This window comes from Corallococcus carmarthensis, from assembly GCF_003611695.1.
Lineage (GTDB): Bacteria > Myxococcota > Myxococcia > Myxococcales > Myxococcaceae > Corallococcus > Corallococcus carmarthensis.
The window spans coordinates 1-25,262 of sequence record NZ_RAWE01000045.1; the positions used below are offsets into that span (position 1 = coordinate 1).

General features: G+C 71.2%; 10 protein-coding genes. 9 read left to right on the forward strand and 1 reads right to left on the reverse strand.

Annotation, left to right across the window (positions count from 1 at the left end; genetic code table 11):
* Positions 1-173: 173 nt before the first annotated feature.
* Positions 174-1,571, forward strand: coding sequence for a dihydrolipoyl dehydrogenase (lpdA, locus tag D7X32_RS14865; protein WP_120603204.1), 1,398 nt, complete (start codon positions 174-176; stop codon positions 1,569-1,571).
* Here the strand turns inward: lpdA and D7X32_RS14870 are convergent.
* Positions 1,568-2,566: a helix-turn-helix transcriptional regulator gene (locus D7X32_RS14870; protein ID WP_120603205.1), complete on the reverse strand. Its 999-nt coding sequence runs from the start codon at positions 2,564-2,566 to the stop codon at positions 1,568-1,570. The genes lpdA and D7X32_RS14870 overlap by 4 nt on opposite strands.
* 102 nt (positions 2,567-2,668) lie before the next feature.
* Here D7X32_RS14870 and D7X32_RS14875 point away from each other — a divergent pair, with 102 nt between their 5' ends.
* The 8 genes from D7X32_RS14875 to pbpC all read left to right on the forward strand — a co-directional run bounded on the left by D7X32_RS14875 (position 2,669) and on the right by pbpC (position 25,250).
* Positions 2,669-3,625, forward strand: a complete 957-nt coding sequence (locus D7X32_RS14875; protein ID WP_120603206.1) for an SDR family oxidoreductase — start codon at positions 2,669-2,671, stop codon at positions 3,623-3,625.
* Between the two features lie 63 nt (positions 3,626-3,688).
* Positions 3,689-5,179, forward strand: coding sequence for a hypothetical protein (locus tag D7X32_RS14880; protein WP_244239017.1), 1,491 nt, complete (start codon positions 3,689-3,691; stop codon positions 5,177-5,179).
* A gap of 226 nt (positions 5,180-5,405) precedes the next feature.
* Positions 5,406-10,421, forward strand: coding sequence for a PA14 domain-containing protein (locus tag D7X32_RS14885; RefSeq protein WP_147450151.1), 5,016 nt, complete (start codon positions 5,406-5,408; stop codon positions 10,419-10,421).
* 101 nt (positions 10,422-10,522) lie between these two features.
* Positions 10,523-16,144, forward strand: a complete 5,622-nt coding sequence (locus tag D7X32_RS14890) for an N-acetylmuramoyl-L-alanine amidase (RefSeq protein ID WP_120603208.1) — start codon at positions 10,523-10,525, stop codon at positions 16,142-16,144.
* A 2-nt stretch (positions 16,145-16,146) separates the two neighbouring features.
* Positions 16,147-16,620 (forward strand): hypothetical protein, encoded by a 474-nt coding sequence (locus D7X32_RS14895; RefSeq protein ID WP_147450152.1) that lies wholly within the window; start codon positions 16,147-16,149, stop codon positions 16,618-16,620.
* Positions 16,621-16,721: 101 nt separating this feature from the next.
* Positions 16,722-16,934, forward strand: coding sequence for a hypothetical protein (locus D7X32_RS44975; RefSeq protein WP_147450153.1), 213 nt, complete (start codon positions 16,722-16,724; stop codon positions 16,932-16,934).
* Between the two features lie 115 nt (positions 16,935-17,049).
* Positions 17,050-22,947, forward strand: coding sequence for an Ig-like domain-containing alpha-2-macroglobulin family protein (locus tag D7X32_RS14900; RefSeq protein WP_120603210.1), 5,898 nt, complete (start codon positions 17,050-17,052; stop codon positions 22,945-22,947).
* Positions 22,947-25,250, forward strand: coding sequence for a penicillin-binding protein 1C (gene pbpC, locus D7X32_RS14905; protein ID WP_120603211.1), 2,304 nt, complete (start codon positions 22,947-22,949; stop codon positions 25,248-25,250). The genes D7X32_RS14900 and pbpC overlap by 1 nt, the downstream gene beginning before the upstream one ends.
* Positions 25,251-25,262 lie beyond the last annotated feature (12 nt).

Here is a 25,262-nt window from a genome sequence, read left to right on the forward strand (position 1 = left end):
GGCGGGGCTTGATGCGTCACGTAATAGAGGCGCCCGAACGCCAGCAGCGCTACTAGCATCAAGAGAAGCGTGTGGAGCGGGAAGCGACGCACGAGCAAACTCCTTGATTCCAACCGGGACCGGGGGTTATCAGCGCCCGCGAGTTCCATCCGCAAAAATGACCGGAGGCGTGTGTGGCTGAGACTTTCGACGTGGTGATCATCGGCTCGGGTCCTGGCGGCTATGTGGGCGCCATCCGCGCGGCCCAGCTAGGGCTGAAGACGGCCATCATCGAGAAGGACAAGCGCCTGGGTGGCACGTGTCTGCACCGCGGCTGCATCCCCACCAAGTCGCTGCTGTGGACGGCGTCGCTCTTCCACCACATCAAGGAGTCGTCCGACTTCGGCATCGACGTGGCGAACCCCACCGTGAACTGGGCCAACGCCCAGAAGCACAAGGACAAGGTCGTCACCAAGGGTGCCAACGGCATCGACTTCCTGATGAAGAAGAACAAGATCACCGTGGTGAAGGGCCACGGGCGGATCACGGGCAAGGGCAAGGTGGAGGTGACGGCGGAGGACGGCTCCAAGCAGACCCTGGACACGAAGAACATCATCATCGCCACGGGCTCCGTGCCCAAGTCCCTGCCGAACGTGGCGGTGGACCACAAGCGGGTGATGAACAGTGACTCCATCCTGACCATCGACCGCATCCCCAAGAGCATCATCGTCCTGGGCGCGGGCGCGGTGGGCTGCGAGTTCGCCTCCGTGTTCAACCACGTGGGCAGCAAGACGGCCATCGTGGAGTACATGCCCGCGCTGCTCCCCATCGAGGACGCGGACGTCTCCAAGGAGCTGGACAAGATCTTCCGCCGCCGCGGCATCGACGTGCACACGGGCGCCAAGGTGGAGAAGGTGGAGCACACGGCGGACGGCGTGCGCGTCACCATGACGGTGGGCACGGAGACCAAGACGCTGGAGGCCGAAATCCTCCTGTCGGCGGTGGGCCGCGCGCCCGTCACCGAGGACGTGGGCCTCAACAAGACGTCCGTCCAGGTGGACCGCGGCTTCATCAAGGTCGACACGCTGTGCCGCACCAGCGAGCCCAACGTCTACGCCATTGGCGACGTCATCCCCACGCCGATGCTGGCGCACATGGCCAGCGCCGAGTGCGTGATGGTGGTGGAGCACATCGCCGGGAAGAACCCCGCGCCCATCAACTACGACCTGACCCCGTCGGCCACGTACTGCTACCCCGAGGTGGCGTCCGTGGGCCTCACGGAGAAGAAGGCCAAGGAGCGCGGCTACGACGTGAAGGTGGGCATCGCCCCCTTCGGCGCCGTCACCAAGTCGGCCATCTCCAACGAGTCGATCGGCATGATCAAGATCGTCTCCGACCGGAAGTACGACGAGGTGCTGGGCATCCACATCATCGGGCCGCACGCCACGGAGCTGCTCGCCGAGGCCTGCGTCGCGATGAAGCTGGAGATCACCACCGAGGAGCTGGCCCACACCATCCACGCGCACCCGACGCTCTCCGAGATCATGCACGAGGGCGCCGAGGCCACGCTGGGTCACCCGCTGCACTTCTAGCGGGTACGGCGGCCCGGCCTCTTCTGGCCGGGCCCTCCGTAGAGCGCCTGCAGTGAGGCCGCCAGCGCGGCCAACCGTTGGCGCAGGGGTTCCGGGGCGAGCACCTCCACGCCCGCCCCCACTTCGCACAGCTGGGAGACCGCGATGGACTCCCGCTCGAAGTCCAGCGTCACCTTCCGCTTCCCACCGCGTGCCGCGGGTGCCTTGTCCAGGCGCTCACCGTCGGCCGGGGGACGCATCCTCCGCAGCGCCGCTTCCCCTTCCTGCGTGCAGGCGAGCGTGACGTCGTAGTGGGCGCGCTCCACCGCGAACTTCACGCACCAGTCCTTCCAGAACGCGGGCAGGTCGAAGCCGTGGGGGCGGGTGAAGCCCTGGGGGCGCAGCCGCACGTCGCCAATGCGTCCGCCCCGGAAGACGCGGGGGCCCTTGTCCGTGCCGGCGACGAGGTACCAGCGGTCCGCCTTGATGACGAGCCCGTAGGGGTCCACCGTCCGGCGGGAGCGGGCGCCGTCGAAGTCCTGGTAGCTCAACGACACGCGGCGGTCCTGCCAGGCGGCGTCGCGCAGCTTGCCCAGGTGCGGCAGGGGCTCGCGGCCGGTGAACCAGCCGGAGGCGTCCACGTGGAGCCGCTGGCGGGCGTGCTCCAGCGCGGGTTGCTGGAGCGCGGGGAGGGCCGCGGCCAGCTTCACCAGGCCCGTGCGCAGCGGCGTGGACAGGCCCAGGTCGTCCAGGGCTCCGGGGGCTCCCACCGTGGCCAGCGCCTGGAGCTCCGGGCGGGTGAGGCCGGTGAGCTGCGTGCGCCAGCCCTCCATCAGCGCCACACCGCCCGTGGCTCCGCGCGTGGCGTACACGGGGACGCCCGCGGTGGAGAGCGCGTCCAGGTCCCGGTGCACGGTCCGGCTGGAGACCTGGAGCTCGCGCGCCAGCTCGCCCACGGTGCTGCGGGGCCGGGACTGGAGGCGCATCAACAGGTGGACGAGGCGATCCGCGCGCATGGGCACTCCGGCCGTGGGGAGACGTGCAGCCTGGACCGGGAATCATGACAGGGGTTGTCAGGATTGGGCGTGCAGGGTGGCACGTGAAAGGGGAGCACGGACATGAAGCCACTCGAAGGACAGGTGGCCCTGGTCGCGGGAGCGACGCGGGGCGCGGGCCGGGGAATCGCGACGATGCTGGGAGCCGCGGGGGCCACGGTGTACTGCACCGGCCGCAGCGTGCGGGGGCGGCTGGCGAGCGGGGACTCGCGGCCGGAGACGATTGAAGAGACGGCGGAGCAGGTGACCGCGCTGGGCGGGAAGGGCATCGCGGTGCGGGTGGACCACACCGTGGAGGAGGAGGTGGAGGCGCTCTGCCAGCGCATCCGCGCGGAGGCCGGGAAGCTGGATGTGCTGGTCAATGACATCTGGGGCGGGGAGTCGCTGCACGAGCTGGGGCTGCCGTTCTGGAAGCAGTCGCCCGCGAAGGCGCGGCTGATGTTCGACCGCGCCGTGGGCACGCACATCGTCACGAGCCGCTACGCGGTGCCGTTGATGCTGGAACGCGACCGGGGGCTCATCGTGGAGGTGACGGATGGGGATTCGTTCGGCTACCGGGGCGGCGTCGCGTACGACGTGACGAAGATGGCGGTCATCCGGCTGGCCTTCGCGATGTCGAGGGACCTGCGCCGCACGAACATCACGGCGCTGGCGGTGACGCCGGGGTTCCTGCGCTCGGAGGAGATGCTGGATGGCTTCGGGGTGAAGGAGGCGAACTGGCGCGACGCGGTGAAGAACGTTCCGGACTTCGTCGCGTCGGAGACGCCGTCTTACGTGGGCCGCGCGGTGGCGGCGCTGGCGGCGGATCCGGACGTCCACCGCAAGGCGGGGCGCGTGGTCGCGTCGTGGACGCTGGCGCGCGAGTACGGCTTCACGGACCTGGATGGCTCGCGGCCGCACTGGGCCGAGCACTTCGAGCGGGCCTATGGGAAGGCGTACACCGTCGCGGACGACGCGGCCTATGCGTCGTGGCTCGGGGGCTCCATCGAAATCGTGTGTCCGGACTGGCCGCGCTACTGAGGCACACGGCCCATCCCCCGACGCCGGGTGACGCGGTATGGTCTGACGCGAGAGGTCGCGCACATGGCCAAGGGGCACCGCAGGAACGACGAGCCGGAGCGGGTCGACGAGACCCGGGTCGCACCGCTCGACAACGACCTGGACGAGACGGAAGAGGTCCGCACCGAGCAGACCCAGGTGCCCACCCCCGCGCAACGGGACGCCGCGGAGGCGGCCCGTTCGTCCGCGGGCGGCTCCGGCCGGAAGTCCTGGGGCAACCAGACGCGGGTCGCGCCCACCACGGGCGCGGCCCTGCGCGCCGCCGAACTCACCGGGCCCGAGACTCGGATGACGCCGCCCCCGGTTCCCGACGAGGACCTCGTCGAGGAGACCCGCGTGGATGGCTTCAAGCCTCCTCCCCCGCCGCCACCCCGCGCGCGCGACGGCCGGGGCGTTGCTGGCGAGGACGACGACGAGGGGTTCGCCGCTCCGGAGACCGCCTTTCGCCCCTCGCGTGGCGGCGCCCGCGAGGAAGGGCAGGGCCTTCCGGAGATCGCTCGTCCGGGACGCGGCGGCGCACGCGAGGAAGGGCAGGGCCTCCCGGAGATCGCCCGTCCGGGGCGCGCGGTGACTCGCGAAGAGGGGCAGGACCTTCCAGAAATCGTCCGCCCGAGTCGAGGCGGCACTCGGGACGAGGCCCGTCTGGAGGGCGCCCGGCCGGGACGCGCGGCGGCGCGCGAAGAGGGGCAGGGCCTTCCGGAGATCATCCGTCCAGGTCGCGGTGGTGCTCGCGAGGAAGGTCAGGACCTCCCGGAGATCATCCGTCCTTCCCGGAGCGGTGTTTCCCCGCGCGGTGGCGCGAAGGACGAGGACTTCGCGCTGCCAGAGATCATCCGCGCGGGCCGTGGCGCGGAGCTGGACGGAAGCTCCTCCGAACCTCCTCGCACGGCACGCAGCGACAGTCCCGGAAAGGCCAGCCGGCCGGAGCCGATGATCTTCGCGCCGCTGCCCTCCGCGCAGGCAGCAAGCCAGGCGGAAGCGCCGTCCGAACTGCGCACGATGTTCGCCACCCACTCCGCGCTGCTCGCGGAGCGCCTCAAGGCCGAGCTCCAGCACAAGATCTACGGCCGCTCCCCGCACCGCATCCTGCGCGTGGACGAACCCGAAGGCCCCAGCACCGCGGGCGGCAAGCAGGCCCGTCAGGCCATCTCGCTCGTGGACCGCAAGGGGAGCGCCCCCGCGCTCATCGCGGGCTGGGTGGACGTGGCCAAGGGACAGGCCTCGCTGCGCAACCACGAGGCCGTGGCCAAGCGCTACGAGTTCCAGCACGGCACTCCGCTGGAGCTCGCCCCGGAGGAGTACGAGAAGTTCCTCACCGACGTGGACGAGGTGCTGCGCACCGCCGCCATCCAGGTCCGCATCCTCGTGCCGGACGAATCCACGCCCACTCGCGCCACCGTGGGACAGCAGGCACCTCGCGCCACCGGGGTCGCCGTGCGGTGGGTGATGCTGCTCGTCGTCGTCGCCTTCCTGCTGGGACTCGCCGCCGGGAGCCTGCTGCTTCCTCACGAGTAGCGCGCGACCCGCGTCTCCTCCTCGCGGAAGACGCGACCAGGAATAATTCGTCAGGTCGTATTCCGCGCAAGTCTCCGGACACGCCACGTCGTTGAGGGGATCTCGCGCCGCCTCCGCGGACGGCGAGGTCGCGCCGCGCGTCCGGATGACCCGTCACCACGCCCCGCCATGGACGTGTTCGCGCAGTGCCGCGAACGCGAGGGCCGGGGTCTGTCGCGAGAGGGGAATGTCGATGAAGCAATACGGACGAAGAGCATGGTGGGCCCTGGTGGCCACCGTGGGCCTGATGGCCTGCGGCCCCGAGCCCGAACCTGAAACAACGGCGGTGGAGGCCATGGCCGCGCAGGAACAGGCCCTGGATGGCACCTCCTGCCGGCCCACCTCCGAGCCGGTCGTGGGCAGTGGCCTGTCCCAGAAGTGTACGGGACCGTGGGAGTACCGCGACCTGTGTTTCAAGTCCGGCAGCTCGTCCGCGTGCGGCGGCATCATCGGTTATCAGCCGGCCACCTGCACCTCCACGTGCAACCACCCCACCGGCTACGAGCGACAGACGTTCGGCGGGACCGCGAGCGGCGTGTACCGGACGACGCGCTCGTGCGACTACTCGGAGAAGCCGCCGTGCACGACGACCAACAAGTCGACTTACTCCAAGACGTGCAGCCAGGTGGCCAGTGACGTCGTCGCCACGCTGCGCGCCCAGGGCAAGGAGTTCACGGGCCATCCGCTGACCGTCGTCAGCGCGACGCCGGGCTCCCGCACGTACAGCAACTTCCGCGTCCTCTCCAACACGGCCGAGCTCTACATCACCGAGGAGAACTTCGCCGAGGCGTGCACCATCGTCATCGACAACGTGGGCGTGAACTGGGTGAACAGCCAGGACCCGGTCTGCGGCACGTACGCCTGCAACGGCGCGCCCATCTACCCGACCTGTCGTGACGCGTCCTTCGGCACGGAGCCCAACCCGGCCACGTGCGACGGGCTGGCGGGCGGCGGCGTGAAGTACTCGCAGCCTGGAAAGATGCTGTCGGAGCTCGGCGGCGCGGCGGACACCCGGCAGGAGCCGGCGCTGCCCAACCGGCCCCTCTGCCTCACGGCGGATGACGTGCCGTTCTCCAGCGCCCAGACGAAGTATGGCCGGCTGCAGGCCACGTGGGACCGCGTGGCGTCCCTGCCGTCCTCGTCGGTGGACCAGCCGCTGCTCCAGCGCAACCTGGTGGACGCCTTCAAGACGCTCTTCGAGCTCCAGGGGCAGCTGCTCACCCCCGCGCAGCAGGACTTCATCCTCCAGCGCTACGCGGACTTCCCGGACTTCAACCGCGTGACGCGCGTCGACCCCACCGTCGACTTCAGCTGGGGCCGGGGCTCGCCGTCGGGCGCCATCGCTCCGGAGACGTTCTCCGCCCGCTGGACGGGCGAGGTGCAGGCGCCCGTCACCGGCACCTATACCTTCGAGATCACCACCGACGACGGCATGCGGCTGTGGGTGGACAACACGCTGCGCATCGACGCGTGGTTCTCCCAGGCGCCGACGGCGTACACCACCACCGTCAACCTCCAGGCCGGCCAGCGTTACGCGCTGCGCGTGGAGTACTTCGACAACGGTGACAGCGCCACGGCCCGCCTGCGCTGGACGCCCCCGGGCTCCAGCGGCCTGGTGGTCATCCCCCCGGAGCAGCTCTACCTGACCGCGTCCTCCACGCACGGCCTGCGCGCGGAGTACTTCGACGAGATGGACCTCACGTCCAACAACTGCAACGCCTGGACGCCCCCGGCCGCCGCCGAGGCGTGCGCGTCCACCGGCGCCGTGGACGCCACCCTGGCCATGTGCCACCGGATGGCCCAGTCCCACGTCCCCGCGGACCGCGTCGCCACCGTCTGGCAGCGCTGCATGGACGCGGCCGCCAGCGCCGCCGCGGTGTCCTGCTCCGGCCCGTCGCCCTACAAGCAGGCCTGGTACGACATCAGCCAGGCGCTGCTGCGCAAGGACGTCCTCGCGCTGAAGCGCGACAGCCAGGGGCAGCTCATCCAGGCGGACCTCCAGGCGCGCATGGCGCGGCTGGACCAGTGGTACGGCCTGGCGCGCACCCAGGTGTACGGCGGCGCCGCGTTGCCGGAGGCCCTGTGGAAGGACCTGGACCTGACCTTCAGCGACTTCTGGAAGCAGGCCTACGCGGGCGGACTGCTCAGCCAGGACGGCACGCAGCTCATCGCCGGGGACCCGTTCAACACCGGCCTCTCCACGGACCGCGCGATGCTGACGGCGGCCCTCACGCCGGTGGGCGGCTCCACGTCGCTGCCCCTGAGCAACGCGCCCCTCCTGCTGCTCCTGGGCGACGGCCTGCACGGCCTGCATGACCGCCTGGCGGACGTCAGCCAGATGCACGACCTGGGCTGCCGCTTCATGGTGTGCGCGGGCCCGCCGCCCGTGCAGACCGAGGTGTCCGAGCTGTGGCGGCTGTACGGCGCCATGGCGGACGAGACGACCCTGAACGCCGCGGTGCAGGGAGCCTCCAACCTGGCCCTGGCCCCCGCGGAGCGCAACGCCTGGCGCAACCTCTTCGACCTGCTGCGCCAGCGCCACGCGGCCCTGCGGACCGCCGTGACGGAGGTCTACGGCGCGACGGACTACTCGCCGTCGCTGCTGATGGGCACGTCCCCCACCACCACGCCGGCCGCCGCGCTGATGCTGTCGCGCGCCATCCAGGACGGCAGCACGCGCACCGCCAGCTACCTGCGCACGGGCACCTTCCTGCCCAGCGCGCGCAACTCGCTGCGCGCCGGCATCCAGGAGGCCAAGCGCGCCCAGCTGGACAACCTCATCACCCAGCGCACCCAGAAGCTGACGACGGACAAGGCGGACTTCGTCCAGCACCGCACGGACTACGTGAACGCGCGGCTGGCGGAGATGGGCAACGTCCAGCAGCGCACCAGCGTGAAGGACCAGCTCAAGCTGCGGCTCACCCAGTTCGACCAGCTGGCCGTGGACCTGACGGGGCTGCGCGCCAACGCGGCCCTGGAGGACGCCGCCTTCGGTGACTTCGCCGCCGCGTTCAACGTGGCGAGCGAGGCGGAGTCCGCGGACCTGGCCCGCCTGGCCATCACCCGCGGCACTCCGGACACGCTGGTCATCTCCGCCCAGGAGGCTCGCTTCGAGCCGGGCATGAGTCAGGGCAACTTCACCAGCTACGCCGTGCGCAAGAACGGCGCGGTTTGGACGCAGGCCGCGAGCGCGGGCGACATCTTCAACATCTCCGCGCGCAACCAGTGGGCCCCCGCGTGCGTGCTGTCCAAGGCGCAGCTGCAGAAGCCGATGCAGACCCAGGGCACCCTGGGTGGGGTGAACGTGTCCAACGCGCTCACCGGCACCGAGGGCTACCTGGTGTCCTTCAGCGACAGCGCCTTCAGCGCGCAGTCCAACGCCACGTCCAACTACTCAGGCGCGTCCAGCTCCGTCCGGGGTTGCGCGGGGACCCGGGTGGAGGCCGGCACCAGCTGGGACCTCTTCGTCACGGTCGAGGCCTCCGTCTACGCCTACGCGGAGGCGTGCCTGGCCAGCGAGAAGGGCCACCGCACCACCAACGACAGCACCAACGGCGGTGACCAGCGCGTCAGCGCCACGTACAACACCGGCATCCGCCTGCCGGGCACGCCGTTCCCGGACCTGCCCGTGGGCTCGCTCCTGCTGGTGCAGGTGGAGAAGAACACCCAGGTCGTGCGCGACGTGCAGGTGGTGCAGCCGGCCATGTCCGTCATCATCGGACGCAAGCCGGGGCTCGCGGACACGCAGACGGATCCGGGCGTGGACCTGTACCTGGTGGCCAACGACGCCGCGAAGGTGGCGCTGCCCGGCTCCACGTTCACGTGCTCGCCGGACACGACGCACTCGCTGACGGTGGACTTGCAGAAGCTGGTGCCCGCGGGCTCCGCCGTGCGCCAGATGGCGCCGGCCATGGCCCGGGTGCTGACGGACATGCGCACCGCCACCGAGGCCCTGGTCAACCAGGGCCGGGTGCTCTCCCAGGACATGGCGGCCCGCCGCCAGGGGGCCACGAGCGCGCTCAACACGGCCTGCCGCGAGGAGACCCAGTGCAACGTCACCGGCACCTGCAACACGGTGTGCGACGTGAGCCAGTTCCCCGCGTCGCTCATGTCCCTCTACGACACCTTCGTGTCCAAGGAGCTGGCGCGGCTGGAGCGCAAGGTGGAGATCCGCGCCGTCGAGCGGCAGATGGAGCTTCTGTCGCTGGAGATGAAGGCGCTGTCGCGCGACGAGGACGCCCTGGAGGAGCAGAGCCGCCTGCTGCGGCTGGTGCCCGCCTGGAGCCTTCGCAACCTGGACGGTGAGAAGCTGCGCCAGAGCACCCAGGCCCTGTCCGTGCTGGTGACGGACCACCTGTTCCCGGTGCTGGACCTGCGCTACCCGTCGGTGCTCGCCGGCCTGAAGACGAGGACGGCCTTCACCAACCTGGTGCGCGCCGACTGGTCGCAGGCGTACGTGAACCTGGCCGACCTGGAGCTCACCGCCGTGAACGAGGTGACGAGCGCCCTGGCCGACGGCCGCTTCGCGGACAAGGACCCCAACTACACGCTCGTGGCCCTGAGCTTCCCGAAGCCGGGCGTCCCCGCGACCACGTCGCCGTGGCTGAAGGCCAGCCCGGAGCGCTCCAAGGCGGTGTGGGACTCGCTGCTGAACACCGCGAGCCCCAAGGCGGCCTTCTCCGTGCAGCTGGTGCCTTCGGACTTCTACGCCGCCGACGGCGCGGTGTCCGGGGCGCTGCAGTGCACGGAGGCCACGCCCATCCTCCACCGCATGGGGCTGTACCTCGTGCGCGCCGGCGGTTCGACGTCCGCGGAGAACACCACGCTCAACGGGCAGTTCCTGCGCTCGGCGACCACGTTCGAGCAGGAGCTGACCTTCACCGGATCGCAGGGCCTGAAGAAGTACTTCATCGAGGACGACCTGCTGGAGGGCGCCCGGTGGCGGCTGGGCCAGAACCGCGTGCTGTTCGGTCTGACCGCGGACGCCATCAGCACCTTCCAGACGAAGGAGCTGGCGATGCCGGAGAACGAGCAGTTCACCGGCGGCGATGGCCTGTCGCCCTTCAGCACCGTGCGCTTCGACGTGACGGGCCTGCGCACCAACCCCATCCACCCGCTGGATGCGGCCACGGAGCTGGTGCTCGTGTACCAGGTGGACCGCCGCACCGTGGGCTCCATGCCGGAGCCGCTGGTGTGCCAGTAGGCCGGCGGCCCGTCACGGGCCGCGCGTGAGCCGTTCCCAGGGGAGCGCCGGCAACGGCGCTCCCCGCTTTTCTTCCCATCCCACTTCCCGCAGGAGTCACCATGTCACCGCTACGGAAGCTGTCCGTGGCCTTGTTGTGCCTTGTCGCGCCCGGGGCCCAGGCCCAGGGCACGCCGTTCGCGGATTCACGCGTCCAGGCGCCGGAGCTCGCCGCTCCGCAGCGAGGCTCGCTCGTGGGGCAGTACGCCCACACCACCTTCGGTCCCGCCGACGTGAGCCGGGGCGGCTTCAGCCTGCCGTCCCCATTCCAGGTGCCGCAGGACCGGGGGCCGCTGCTCGTACAGCCCTTCCCGACGTACTCGCCCGACGGCGGCCTGAATGAATGGGGCATGGGCTGGGGCACCAGCCTCACCGTCCAGCGCATCCGCGCGCGCGGCGAGGTGGACTACGCCACCGACGACCTGAGCGGGCCCTGGGGCCGCATGGTGAAGGGCACGGATGGAGCGTGGTACCCGGTGGACTTCACCGCGGGCGTGCGCGTGGTGGAGACGGGCGCGTCGCTGGTGGCGTTCCTGCCGGACGGCAGCCGGTGGACCTTCGGCGCGCAGGTGCGGGTGGACACGCCGCGCGGCACGCACACGTGGTTCCTGGAGGAGGCGCGGGACGCCACCGGCCAGGGCACGAGGCTGGACTGGACGGTGAACCCCTCCGGCCGGCCCTTCCTGGACCGCGTGCGCTACGGCGGACGGGGCGAGGACTTCCACTACGAGGTGGCCTTCGCCTACGCGCCCCGGGCGCTCGCCACGGTGGACTACCGCAGCGGCGCGCCCCTGACGCTGGACCGCCGCGTCCAGGAGGTGGCGCTGCGCGTGCGCACGGCGGCCACTGGCACGCCCGTGGAGCGCTTCCACTACGCGCTGACGTACCAGGACGAAGCCCTGGGCCCCGCCTTCCGCCTCACCGGGGTGCGGCAGGTGTTCGCCTCCGGCGCGACGCCGCCCGCCACGCAGTACACCTACTCGGAGTCGGACGAGGCGCTGCAGGCGGCCCGGTTCCAGGCCGCGCCCGGACTGGACGGCCTGCTGTCCGCGTTCGGCGGCGACGCGTTCCAGCCGGAGCACGCGGCCCTGGTGGACGTGGATCAGGACGGACGGCTGGACGTGGAGCATCACCAGCGCCAGACGCTCTTCGTGCAGGAGGGCACCGGCTTCCGCGTGGAGGAGCTGCCGGCGCCCGGCTCGGGCACCGTGCCCGAGTGCCGCCCGCCGGAGTCCGTCTACAACGAGCCCCGGCACCTGGTGCAGCTGGGCCCGGACACGGACGCGCACCAGGTGGTGGACCTGCGCGCGGATGGCGCCTGGCAGGCGACGGAGCTGACGGTGTGCTCGCGCGACGGCCAGCTCGTGAACCGCCAGTCGCTCCAGGGCAACTGGGAGCTGGGCCCGCAGACGCGCCTGGTGGACCTGAACCGCGACCGGCGTCCGGACCTGCTGCGCGTGTACGAGGGCGGCTATGACGTCCTGCCCAACGTGGGCACGGATCCGGTGGCGCCCGCGTTCGGCCCCAGGGTGAGCGGCGGCCTGATGCCGTACTTCACCCCGCACACCAGCTGGGTGCAGGACCTCAACGGCGACGGGCAGTCGGACCTCGTCGCGCGCCACGAGGGCGGGCTCGTCGTGTGGTACGGGCAGGGCCAGTACCGCTTCGACGGCGCGGGCCAGGGCATGCCGGTGCGCCTGTGGTACGGCGGCGAGCTGAGCGGGTTCCTGGACTACCAGCTCGCGTTCGTGGACCTGAACAAGGACGGCCTGTCGGACCTGGTGCTGTGGCAGCAGGGCTACGCGCTCTTCTTCGTGAACACCGGCGAGGAGTTCGCGGAGGTGCGCGCCCCCCTGGGTGACTTCTTCGACGGGCTGCCCGGCCCGGTGGTGGTGGGCGACCTCACGGGCACCGGCGGCACGCAGCTCAACACGGTCCGGCTGGGGCAGGCGTACGCCGTCACCCTGGATGCACCGGGCTCGGGGCTCATGCGCTCCGCGGACGACGGCAAGGGCACGCGCCTGGCGTTCCAGTACGCGTGGAGCCCCGCGGTCCCCGGCATCCACCAGCGCGAGGCGGTCCTCTCCGCGCTGGACGTGACGTCCTCCGGCCGTGCCCCCGAGCACATCACCTACGACTACGCGAAGCCCGTCATGCACCCGGTCAGCCGCTCGCTGCTGGGCTACCAGGACGTGTCACGCGTCACGCCGGTGGTCACGGACACGTCCACCTTCGCGCACGACGAGCGGCAGACCGGCCTGCTCGTCTCCAGCACGTCCACGGACACGCGCACCCCGGGCGTGGAGCGTTTCGAGTGGCGCGTGTACGAGGCGACGAGCTCCTTCGGCCTGCCGTGGAAGCGGCTGCACGAGCAGCACACCGGGTGGCGCTCCGGCTTGCGCCAGGTGGAGGAGTGGACGGAGGTGCAGGCCTACACCGCGGAGCTGTGCCCGGCCCGCAGCGTGCTGCACACCGCGAACGGCACGCTCACCACCGAGCGCACCCGCGCGACCCTGTCCGGGCTCGCGGGACACCTTCACTGCCTGGACGCGAACGTGGTGCTGACGGGCCAGCACGCGGACGCGACGCTGGACTTCCGCCACGAGTCGCGCACGACGCGCAACGCGGTGGGCATGGTCCAGAAGCTGGAGAGCCTGGCGCCCACCGGCGCGCTGACGCTCCAGGACGTCTTCTACCGGCCGGACTTTTCCGTGGAGCACGTCGCCGTGCCGGGGCAGGGCTCGACCTGGTTCGACTTCGAGCCGGGCGGCACCCTCCTGCGCAAGGTGACGTCCCCGGACGGCACCACCGTGGAGGTGGCCGGCCGCGACCCGCTGACAGACGCCGCCCGCGCCCTGCGCTACGGCCGGGGCACGGCGAGCTACACGGAGTCCTTCCGCTACGACGGCCTGGAGCGGCTGTCGCGGCAGTGGGATGACCAGGGGCTCGCGACGGAGACGAACCCCGCCACGAAGCTGTCCTACCAGTACGCCACCGCGCTCACGCCCGCGCTGGTGCAGGTGGAGTCGCTGGTGGACACGCAAGGCGGCGCGCGGCGCCAGGCGGCCGAGTGGAGCACCGCGGCCGGTGAGCCCGTGGCGACGGCGCAGCGCATCCCCGGAGGCTGGTCCTTCCAGCCCGTCACCACCTACGACCCGGCCCAGCTGGAGACGCGGCGGTACGCGCGCCCCCACGCGCCGGGCACGCTCCAGCCGGAGCAGGTGACCTATGGCGACCTGCTGACGGGGGCCGCGTCGCTGGGCTTCAGCCGGGGCGCCGGCTTCGGCCACGTGGCGGAGTCCTCCGCCTTCCTCCAGACGGGCGTCCAGCGCCAGGAGCGCGCGACGCTGACGGTGGAGGCGGCGGGGCTGCGGCGGGACGTGGTGGAGAACGGCACCTTCACCACTTCGCGCTGGACCGACGGCAGCGACCGCGTGCGCGCCTTCCAGGACGCGGACGGCACGCGCTACGAGTACACCTACGACGTGCTGGGCCGCGTGCGCGACGTGAAGCTGCCGGACGGCAAGCACCACCAACTGGCCCTGGACGCGCACGGGCGCGTGACGCGCGTGGCGCGCGAGGCCGTCGCCACGGTGGAGTACGCCTACGACCCCGTCTCCAGCCTGCCCACGCAGCGCCGGCTGCTGAGCCCGGCGGGCGCGGCCCGCGGCACGGAGGCCTGGACGTATGACGGCCTGGGCCGCAAGACGGAAGCCCTGCACACCGACCTTGGCACCGGCTCCACGCAGCGCTACCGCTTCTACTACGACGGCGCCACGCCCCAGTCCCCGCTCACGCGCACGCACCTGGGCGAGCTCACCGGCGTGGAGGGGCAGGGCTTCCAGAAGACCTTCCAGTACCGCGCGGACGGCAAGGTGTCGCGCCGGGTGGTGACCCTCACGGGCTGGCGCACGGTGGACACGCAGTTCGTCTACTCCGACGGCGGCGACGTCGCGCGCGAGACGACGCTCGTGAGCGACGCGACCGGCGCGCTCCTGTCCTCGCACACGCAGGAGGACCGCTGGGACGCGCACGGCCGCCTGGCGGAGACGCGGCTGGACGGCGCGCTCCTGGCCCTCTACGGCTACGACGCGGAAGGGCAGCCGGTGACGGCGGACTTCGCCAACGGCACGCGGGTGACGCTGGGCCGCGACCCGCTCACCCGCCGGCAGCTCACCAAGGCGCAGCAGGGCCCGGGGTGGACCGCCACCGTGGCGCAGCGGCTGGACAGCCGTGGCAACGTGGCCGCGGAGTCCTACGGCTCCAACGGCGGATCGCTGGAGCGCGACTACGCGTACTCGCCACGCGGCTTCCTCACCACGTCGCAGGACAGCGGACATGCGTATGCCTATGAGTACGACGGCCAGGGCCTGCCCTCCGCCATCGAACAGGACGGCGTGCGCCAGACGCTGACGCGGCAGGGCAACACCCTGACCGTGGGCGGCGTGACGTACACCTTCGACGACCTGGGCCGCACCGTGTCGCGCGGGGACCTGGTGTTCGAGTACGGCCCCAACGGCCAGGTGGCTCGCGCCCATCGCCCCGGCCAGGAGGAGTGGCGCTTCCTCTACGACGAGGCCGGACAGCGGCTGCTCAAGCTCGCCGGCACGGTGCCGCAAGCGGCCTACCTGGACGGCGGCGCGCTGCTGACGAAGGGGGGCCTGACGAAGCCGCTCCGGTTCGCCCGCCAGGTGATGGGGCTGGTGAACGACGGCGTCTTCCAGCTCGTGGGCACCGACAACCGGGGCACGGTGATGGCGGACGCGCTGGGGCAGCTGCTGGTCGCCTCGCCGTTCGGCGCGCGGAGCTTCCGCCCGGTGAGCGCGGAGGTGCTCGACTACGTGGAGAAGGGCTTCGACGTGGACCTGGGGCTCGCGCGCATGGGCGCCCGTGACTACGACCCGGCCATCAACCGCTTCCTCACGCCGGACCCGCTCTTCCTGGAGCAGCCGTCGCTCTGCGTGGACAGCCCCGTGGAGTGCAACCTCTACGCGTACGCGCGCAACGCGCCCACGCGCTTCGTGGACCCGAGCGGCTTCAAGGCCAAGGCGGCCGCCGCTCCGGCCGTGAAGGAGGACCCGGAGGTCCTGGTCACGCCCTATGTCGTGGAGATGAACCGCTTCAAGACGCTGGAGGGCGGGAACCTCAAGAATGTGAACGCCATCGTGTTGCACCGCACGAGCGCGTCCACCGCGGCCAGCACGCTGCATGCCTACAAGGACGGCCAGAAGACCGGCGCCCACTTCCTGGTGACCGAGGACGGACGCATCATCCAGACGATGAAGCTGGACCAGGTGGCCTCGCACGTGGGGCAGATCCGCGCGCGCTGCGAGGAGGAGAACACCTGCTCGGCCGCGGAGAAGGCGGTGCTCAAGAACCTGTGGGACGCGAAGCGCGTCGCCAGTTATTCCGACCGCAAGAAGGACGTCTACAAGCACGAGCTGACCAAGAGCTACCCGGACCGCTATCCCCTCAACGAGGATTCCATTGGCATCGAGGTGGTGGGCGTCAAGGATGCCAAGGGCGCGTTCAATGAGCCCACGGCGGCCCAGGTCTCCGCGGTCCAGCAGTTGGTGGGCGTGCTGCAGGACCGTTACAAACTCAAGGACACGGACGTCTTCGTGCACGGGGTCATCGCCTACAAGGACACCCCGCGCGGCGAAGGAAAGGGCTTCGGGTACTGACCATGCGACGCAACCCTCAAGGAATGAAGCTCCGGCGCTGGACCGGGATGGCGGTGCTCGCCGGCCTCGCGGCCACGCTCGCGCAGGCCGAGCCACCCCGGTGGACCGTCCCGGCGAACGCTCGCATCGAGCACCTGACCGCCGGCATTGAGGACGGCTCGCACAGCACCGACAAGGAGCATTGCGGCTACTTCAAGCTCTCCGCGGAGGAGGCGCTCACGTACCTGCGCTCGGCGACGCCCATCCCGGAGGAGGAGGTGCATGACCGGGTGGAGTGGGCGGGCTGCGTCGTGCAGGGCACGCTGGTGTCCGGCAAGGGCAAGCAGCGCAAGGAGGTCACCTTCGTGATCTCCGCGACGCTCGCGGCCCGCCTCCACGACCCCGTCAGCGGCCTGCGCTACCTCGTCTGCGAGGGCGCCTGCGCGGCGAAGATGAACGCCATCATCGAGAAGTACATCCGGCAGGAGCCGAAGTAGGCGCTGTCCGCTGGAGGATGGGGGGCGGCTCACCGGTGCGATGGCCGGTGCGCGGCCCCCCTTCCACCTTGGTGTCTCCCCCATCCGGGCCGGAGGCATCCATGGCGTCCCCCCCTCGCCGTCCGAAGTCCCACCTGCGCAAGCTGGTGGGCGGCTGCGTCGTGTCCGTCGCCCGGGCCTTCGCGCCCACGTCCGTCCTCGCGGATGGCCCACCGGTGATGGATGGCCGTCCGCGTTACGGTCGTGTTCCGGGCCCGCCCCGGGACTCTCAATCACTCGGAATCCGAGGCGCGGATCCACGCGTCATCGGATGACGGCGGGATGACTCGGGAGTGAAAGCGGGGCGGGGGGCCCCGTGGTACGGTGCTCGCGTCATTTTTCAGGGGGGACATCCACGAGTGCCCGCCCTGGAACTTCGTGAGCCCCACCATGCGCAGACTTTCTCTGCTGGCCCTCTGCCTCGTTGTCGCCACCGCGTGTTCTCGCGGCGACAAGGACGCGAAGGGCGGCCCCTCGGAGACCGGCACCGCGCCGGCTTCGTCCTCGAAGTCCCCTGGCCTCGCCGTTGAACCGCTGCCCGAGCCTCCCGCGCTGAAGATCGACGCCGAGGACGCCGCGGCGCAGGGCCCGCTCTCCATCGCGGCCGTGCGGCCCGAGGGCCAGGTCTACGGCAACGCCCGGCCGACCATCACCTTCACCAAGCCGATGATCGCCCTGGGCTCCGTCGCCGCGGAGCGCGGCCTGGCGGCGCCCGCGAAGATCGACCCCGCGCTGGATGGCGAGTGGCGCTGGCTGGGCTCCGCGAGCGTGGAGTTCGTGCCGAGCTCGCCCGCGAAGCTGGGGACGAAGTACACGGTGACGGTGCCCGCGGGCCTCAAGGCCATGGACGGCACCGCGCTGGCGGCGCCGTACACCTTCACGTTCGAGACGCCGCGCCCGTCCATCCAATCCGCGCAGCCGGAGGCGGACTTCCGCTGGCTGCAGCCGGAGCAGGCCTTCACGCTGACCTTCAACCAGGCGGTGAAGGACCTGGCGCAGCACGCGCGCCTGGAGCCCGCGACCGGCGCCCCCGTGCCGCTCACGCTGGTGAAGGCGACGGCGTACGCGGACATGAAGGAGACGCAGGTGGGCAGCGGCCCGGAGCGCAAGTCCCAGGACCGCCGCGTGAAGTACGAGCTGAAGGCCGCGCAGAAGCTGCCCGCGGGAACGCAGTTCACCCTGGTGGTGGACGGCGAGCTGACCGGCACGGACGGCCCGCTGCCCATGGGCGAGGCGGTGCGCTACGCGTACGCCACCTACGGCGCGCTCAAGGTGGAGTCCGCGGGCGCGTGCGTGTTCACCTGGGGCGAGGAGAAGTGCTCCTACGGCCCGCTCATCCTCTTCACGTCCAACGAGCTGGATGTCGCATCGCTCAAGGGCAAGGTGACGCTGGAGCCGAAGGCGGAGATCGACTGGGAGCGCGTGCAGACGCAGATGCCCTGGTCGGGCGGCGAGCTGAAGAACCCGTATGTGTCGCTGCCCGGCCGCTACCGTCCCGGCACCACGTACAAGATCAAGGTCGCCGCGGGCTACAAGGACCTCTTCGGCCAGACGGGCCCCGCCTTCCAGGGCGAGGTGAAGCTGTCGGACGTGGAGCCCTCCTTCGACTCCGGCTCGCGCGAGGCGCTGGTGGAGGCGTCCGGTGACGGCTCCATCCCGCTGGTGACGACCAACATCCCGGAGGTGCAGGCGGAGGTGTGGTCGCTGTCCCCCGCGCAGCTCGCGCAGCTCATCGACACCAACGAGTGGCCGTCCACGGAGCCCTACCGGACGACGGTGGACACGAAGGCCCCGCGCAACGTGGAGCGCACGTCGCCGCTCAACCTGCGCCCGGCGTTCAACGAGGCGAAGACGGGCCTGTTCCTCACGCGGCTCGTGGCGCCGTCGCTGAAGGACCGCAACCCGCGCCGCGTCATCGGGCAGGTGACGGACCTGGCGGTGCACGCGAAGCTGGGTGCCGCCTCTGGCGTGGTGTGGGTGACGTCGCTGGCGACGGGCGCCCCGGTGCCGGAAGCGCAGCTGACGCTCTGGGACAAGGCGGGCACGGAGCACTGGACGGGCACGACGGACGCCAACGGCCTGGCGAAGGTGCCCGGCCTGTCGGAGCTGCTCAAGCCCAAGAACGAGTCCTCCTGGGACACGCCGTGGGCCATGGTGTCCGCGGTGAAGGACACGGACATCGGCGTGACGCTGTCCACGTGGGAGGGCGGCATGTCGCCCGGCGCGTTCTCGCTGCAGAGCGCGTGGGAGGGCCGCGTTCCGGACAGCCTGGGCTTCGTGTTCGCCGACCGCGGCATCTACCGCCCCGGTGACGACGTGATGCTCAAGGGCGTGGCGCGCTACCGCCGCCTGGGCGTGCTCAAGTCGCCGCCCGCGAACGCGAAGGCGCAGGTCACGGTGACCAGCTCGCGCGGCGAGAAGGTCTTCCAGACGGAGGCCACCGTCACGAAGTACGGCACCTTCCGCGCGGACCTCAAGCTGGGCAAGGACATGCCCCTGGGCTACTACGACGTGGCCGCGAAGCTGAAGGTCGGCGGCGAGTCGCTGAGCTACGGCGGCACCTTCCGCGTGGAGGAGTACCGCGCGCCGCAGTTCCGCGTGGACGTGGCGGTGCCGAAGAAGGACGCCGCCGCGGGTGATCCGCTCACCGCCCGCGTGGACGCGCGCTACCTGTTCGGCGGCGCCATGGGCGACGCACAGGTGCGCTGGAACGTGCAGCGTGCCAGCTCCTTCTTCACGCCCCCGGGCAACGAGGCCTTCACCTTCGGAGTGAATACCTGGTGGTGGGACGACGAGGCGCCGGAGCACAGCAGCGACTCGTTCGCCACGGGGGATGGCCGCACGGACGCGCAGGGACAGCTGGCGTTGGCGCTGGGCACCGCGGACGCGCCCGGTGGCAAGACGTGGGAGTACACGCTGGAGGCGGAGGTGGAGGACGTCAACCGCCAGCGCGTCGCCAACCGCAACCTCATCACCGTGCACCCCGCGGACGTCTACGCGGGCCTGCGCATGCTCTCCACCGGCTTCGCGGAAGCGGGCAAGGAGGTGGGCCTGGAAGTGGTCGCCGTGTCGCCGGAGGGCAAGCGCCAGGACGGCGTCGCGGTGGACGTGAACATCAAGCGCCGCGAGTGGAAGTCGATCCGCAAGAAGGGCGACGGCGGCCAGTGGTTCACCGTCACGGAGCCCGTGGAGACGGAAGCGGCGAAGTGCTCGGTGAAGAGCGCGGCGACGCCGCAGGCCTGCAAGTTCACCCCCGCGGAGCCCGGCCTGTACGTGATGGAGGCGGTGGCCACGGACGCGAAGGGCCGCAAGGCGACGACGCGCGACTCGCTCTACGTCACCGGCAGCGGCTGGGTGTCCTGGCAGCGCAACGACACGGACCGCATCGACCTGGTGGCGGACAAGCAGCTGTACGACGTGGGTGACACCGCGAAGGTGCTGGTGAAGAGCCCGTACCCGCAGGCGGACGCGCTCGTCACGGTGGAGCGCGAGGGCGTGCTCAGCGTGCGCCGCGTGAAGCTCAAGGGCAGCGCCACCGCGCTGGACATCCCGCTGGGCGAAGGCGCCATCCCCAACGTCTACGTGGGCGTGGTGCTGGTGCGTGGCCGCGTGGAGGCGGCCAAGGGCATCGAGTCCGGCGACGACCCGGGCCGCCCCGCGGTGCGCGTGGGCTACACGCAGCTCCGGGTGGAGAAGAAGTCCAAGCGCCTGTCGGTAGCGCTGACGCCGGACGCGCCGGAGAAGCGCCCGCGCGACAAGGTGACGGTGAACGTCGCGGTGAAGGACTCGGCGGGCCAGGGCACGAAGGCGGAGGTGACGCTCTGGGCCGTGGATGAAGGCGTGCTGCGGCTGACGGGCTACAAGACGCCGGATCCGGTGGACGCGATGTTCCAGGAGCGCGGCCTGTCGGTGCGCATCGGCGAGCCGCTCATCCACCTGGTGCTGCGCAAGCTGTACGGCGAGAAGGGCTCGCGTCCGGGCGGCTCCGGCGGCTCCGACACGACGGGCTCCGGCATCCGGTCCAACTTCAAGACGACGGCGGTCTTCCAGTCGGTGGAGACGGACGACCAGGGCCAGGCGAAGGTGGAGTTCACGCTGCCCGACAACCTGACCACCTTCCGCATCATGGCGGTGGCCGTGACGGACGCGGACCGCTTCGGAGTGGGTGAGAGCAAGGTGCAGGTGGCCAAGCCGCTCCTGGCGCTGCCGGCGCTGCCCCGGTTGGTGCGCGTGGGCGACAAGGCGGAAGCGGGCGTGGTCATCCACACCACGAACCCGGCCATCAAGGAGGCCAAGGTCACCGCGCAGCTCACGGGCGTGCGCGTGGAGGGGCCGGCGGAGAAGACGGTGCAGCTGGATGGCAAGGCCCGCGAGGTGCGCTTCACCTTCGTGGCCGAGCAGCCGGGCACCGCGGTGCTGCGCTTCGCCGTCGCGGGCGGCGGGGAGACGGACGCGGTGGAGCAGCAGATCCCCGTGCAGCTGCCCGTGGGCATGGAGGCGGTGGCGGTCTACGGCGACACGACGAACGAGCGCGTGGAAGGGCTCAAGCCGCCGGGCGGCGTGCGTCCGGGCATGGGCGGCCTCACCCTGACGATGTCGTCCACGGTGATGGGCGGGTTCGACGAGTCGATGAACCAGCTCGTGGACTACCCCTACGGCTGCCTGGAGCAGATGTCGTCGCGGCTGGTGCCGTTCGTCGCGCTGCGCGAGCTGTCCGGCAAGTTCGGCGTCGCGTGGACCGGCGGTTCGGACGAGCAGAAGCAGGCGTTCATCCGCGGCTTCCTCAGCGATGACGCGATGAAGACGCAGGGCACGCTGGATCCGGACGCGGTGGTGACGGCGACGGTGCGCAAGATCGAAGCGCTCCAGAACCACGACGGCGGCTTCCGCTTCTGGGCCTCCAGTGACTGCTCGTCGCCGTATGCGTCCGCGTACGCGACGCTGGCGTTGGGGCGCGCGAAGGAGGTGGGCTACCCGGTGACCGCGAGCGTGCTCGACAAGGCGAAGAAGTACCTGGCGGACAAGGTGGCGGCGGGCGTGTGCACGCAGTGCGCCTTCGGCTGCACCGCGCCAGGTCTGGAGACGCGGGTCTTCGCGCTCTACACGCTGTCGCGCATGGGGGCGCCGCGGCCGTCGTACTACAACGAGCTGTTCGAGCAGCGGCAGAAGCTGCCGCTCTTCGCGCAGGCGATGCTGACGGACGCCATCTTCGTGGGGAAGGGCAACCGCGCGCAGGGCCAGAAGCTGCTCCAGGAGCTGCTCAACAAGGCCCAGGAGTCCGCGGCGGGCGTGCACTTCCAGGAGACGGACGCGAAGACGTACGCGCCGCTCTGGTCGTCCGACACGCGCACCACGGCGCTGGTGCTCCAGACGCTGGTGGACGTGCAGCCGGAGCACCCCTACGTGTCGAAGATGGGGCGCTACCTGGCGTCCGCGCGCGAGGGTGACGGGCGCTTCCGCAACACGCAGGAGGCGGCCTTCACGCTGATGGCCCTGTCGGAGGTGGTGCGCCGCAAGGAGACGGCCGTGCCGTCGTTCGAGGCGGTGGTGAAGCTGGGCGGGCAGGTGATTGCCTCCGCCGACTTCAAGGGCCGCGACATGGGCGTGAAGACGGTGCAGGTGCCGGTGGAGAAGGTGGGCCCGGCGGACAAGGCGCAGCCCTTCACCTTCGGCGTGAACGGCACGGGCAACCTCTACTACGGGGCGCTCCTGCGCTACGCGCCGGCGCAGCTGCCGGTGGACCCGATGGACCGGGGCATCATCGTCCAGCGCTGGTTCGAACCGTACACGGGCGGCGGCCAGGCGAAGGCGGCGCGCGCGGGCGAGCTGGTGCGCGTGCGCGTGCGCGTGGCCACGCCGATGCGGCGCAACTTCGTGGCGGTGGACGTGCCGCTGCCCGCGGGCCTGGAGCCGGTGGACACGTCGCTGGCCAGCACGGCGCGGCTGCCGGGCCCCGCGGGCTCCGGCGAGGAGGAGGGCCCCGGAGAGGGCTACGAGTACGAGAGCGAGGAGGACCTGTCGGAGACGGACGAAGGCAACAACGTCTGGGCGACGCGCTTCTGGTCGCCGTTCAACCACACGGAGATGCGGGATGACCGCGTGGTGTTCTTCGCCGACGAGCTGCCCCCGGGCGTGCACGTGACGAGCTTCGTTGCCCGGGCCACGACGCCGGGTGACTTCCTGCTCAAGCCCGCGCACGCGGAGGAGATGTATTCGCCGGAGGTGTTCGGCCGCTCCGAGGGTGGACGCTTCCCGGTGCTGATGCCGGACGAGGTTGCTTCGAAGTGATGAAGCGCCTCACGCTTCGCGGGGCGGTGCGCGCCGTGGCGATTGCCGCGGTGCTCGTGGTGGTGGGCTGCGCGGGCTTCATCGCGTGGCCCCTGCCGGGGACGTTGCTGTCCCGCGAGGCGCTGTCCTCGCTGGTGCTCACCGACCGCACGGGCCACGCCCTGCGCGAGGTGCTCTCCCGCGAGGACGGACGCAGTGTGGGCCTTCCGGGGGGACGCATTCCCCCGAGGGTGCGGCAGGCCTTCATCGCCGCGGAGGATCAACGCTTCACGTGGCATCCGGGCGTGGACGTGGTGGCGGTGGCCCGGGCGGCGCGCGACAACGTGTCCGCGGGGCGCATCGTGTCCGGTGCGTCCACGATTCCGCAGCAGCTGGCGCGCAGGCTGGTGCCTCGCGAGCGTTCGTGGTGGGGCAAGGCCGGTGAGGCGCTGTGGGCGCTGCGGCTGACGGCGCACCTGTCCAAGGAACAGGTGCTGTTGGAGTACCTGGACCGCGTGCCGCTGGGGAACTCCACGTTCGGTGTGGAGGCGGCGGCGCAGCGGTACTTCGGGCGGCCCGCGGAACGGCTGTCGGAGGGACAGGCGGCACTGCTCGCGGGCATGGCGCGGTCTCCCGCGCGGAGGGATCCGTACCGGCGGCCAGAGATGGCGATGGCCGGGATGCGCGACGTGCTCTCGCGCATGGTGGAGGAGGGCTTCCTGACGAAGGAGGAGGCGCGGCTGGCTGAGGAGACGCCGCTGGACCTGGTGCCTCCGGAGCGCGTGTTCGAGGTGCCGCACCTGACGACGGCGCTGCTCCAGCGGCTGCCGGAGATGGGGTTGGACCGGGCGTCGCGCATCGAGACGACCATCGACCCCGCGCTCCAGGCGGCGGTGGAGAAGGCCATCACGGAGGAGCTGCGGGGACTGGCGCACCGGCGCGTGGGCGAGGCGGCGGCCATCGTCCTGGACAACGCGACGGGCGAGGTGCTCGCGTACGTGGGGTCTTCAGACTTCCTGGACGAGGAGAAGGGCGGGCAGAACGACGGCGTGCGTTCCCTGCGGCAGCCGGGGTCGGCGCTGAAGCCGTTCGCGTATGGACTGGCGCTGAGCAAGGGCTTCACTCCGTCGAGCGTGCTCGCGGACGTGGAGGTGCACCTGGCGACGCCGGGCGGCGCGTACGTGCCGAAGAACTACGACCGGCGCGTGCACGGCCCGGTGCGGCTGCGGGCGGCGCTGGCGTCCAGCTACAACATCCCGGCCGTGCGGGTGGCGGACGCGCTGGGGCCGGAGCAGGTGCTGCGCGTGTTGCGCGAGGCGGGCTTCCAGAGCCTCAAGGAGAGCGCGTCGCACTACGGCGTGGGCATCGTGCTTGGCAACGGTGACGTGACGCTGCGCGAGCTGGCGCGGGCGTACCGGGGGCTGGCGCGGGGTGGGGTGGTGGGACCGGTGAGGGAGGTGCGCGCGGCGTTCGGACCGGATGGCTCGCCGCTGAGGATTCCGCAGGAGCTGGAGGAGCACCGCTTCCTGGCGGCGCGGCCGGTGGAGTTGCTCACGGACGTGCTGGCGGACGAGGCCGCGCGGGCACCGGCCTTCGGCCTGGACAATGCGTTGCGGCTGCCGTTCCGCGTGGCGGCGAAGACGGGGACGAGCCGGGCTCACGTGGACAACTGGGCGGCGGGCTTCACCCGCGAGCGCACGGTGGCGGTCTGGGTGGGCAACTTCGACGGCACGCCGATGCGCGGAGTGTCCGGCATCACGGGCGCGGGTCCCGTGTTCGCGCGGGTGATGTCGCTGGCGATGCGAGGCCTCCGCGCCGCGCCGCTGGTGGACCGGAGCCACTTCGAGTCCGCGGAGATCTGCCCGCTGTCCGGTGAGCGAGCGGGCCCGAACTGCCCCGGAGCGATGAAGGAGGTCTACCTGCCGGGAACGGCGCCGCGCCACGAGTGCAAGATGCACCGGAGCGACGGTGCGCTGGACGTGGGCCCGGCGTACCTCGCATGGGCGCAGGCGGAAGGGCTGACCTCCACATCGGTGAGCGCGGAGGAGGGGCCGGGGATGCAGCCGGGCTTCATCCTGCCGGCGAACGGGGATGAGTTCTTGGTAGAGCCGGAGCTGCCTGAAAGCGCACAGGCGGTGCCGGTGCGCGTGATGGCGCCGCGGGGAGCGAAGCTGCTGGAGCTGCGCACGGACGATGGCCGCCGCATCGAACTGCGCCCGCCCTTCGTGACGCGGCTGCCCGCGGTGGAAGGGGAGCGCCGGCTGGAGCTCTGGGCGCCCGGTGGCTCAGAGCCGCTGGCGGTGACGCGGTACCGCGTCCGATGAACGCCGCGGGCG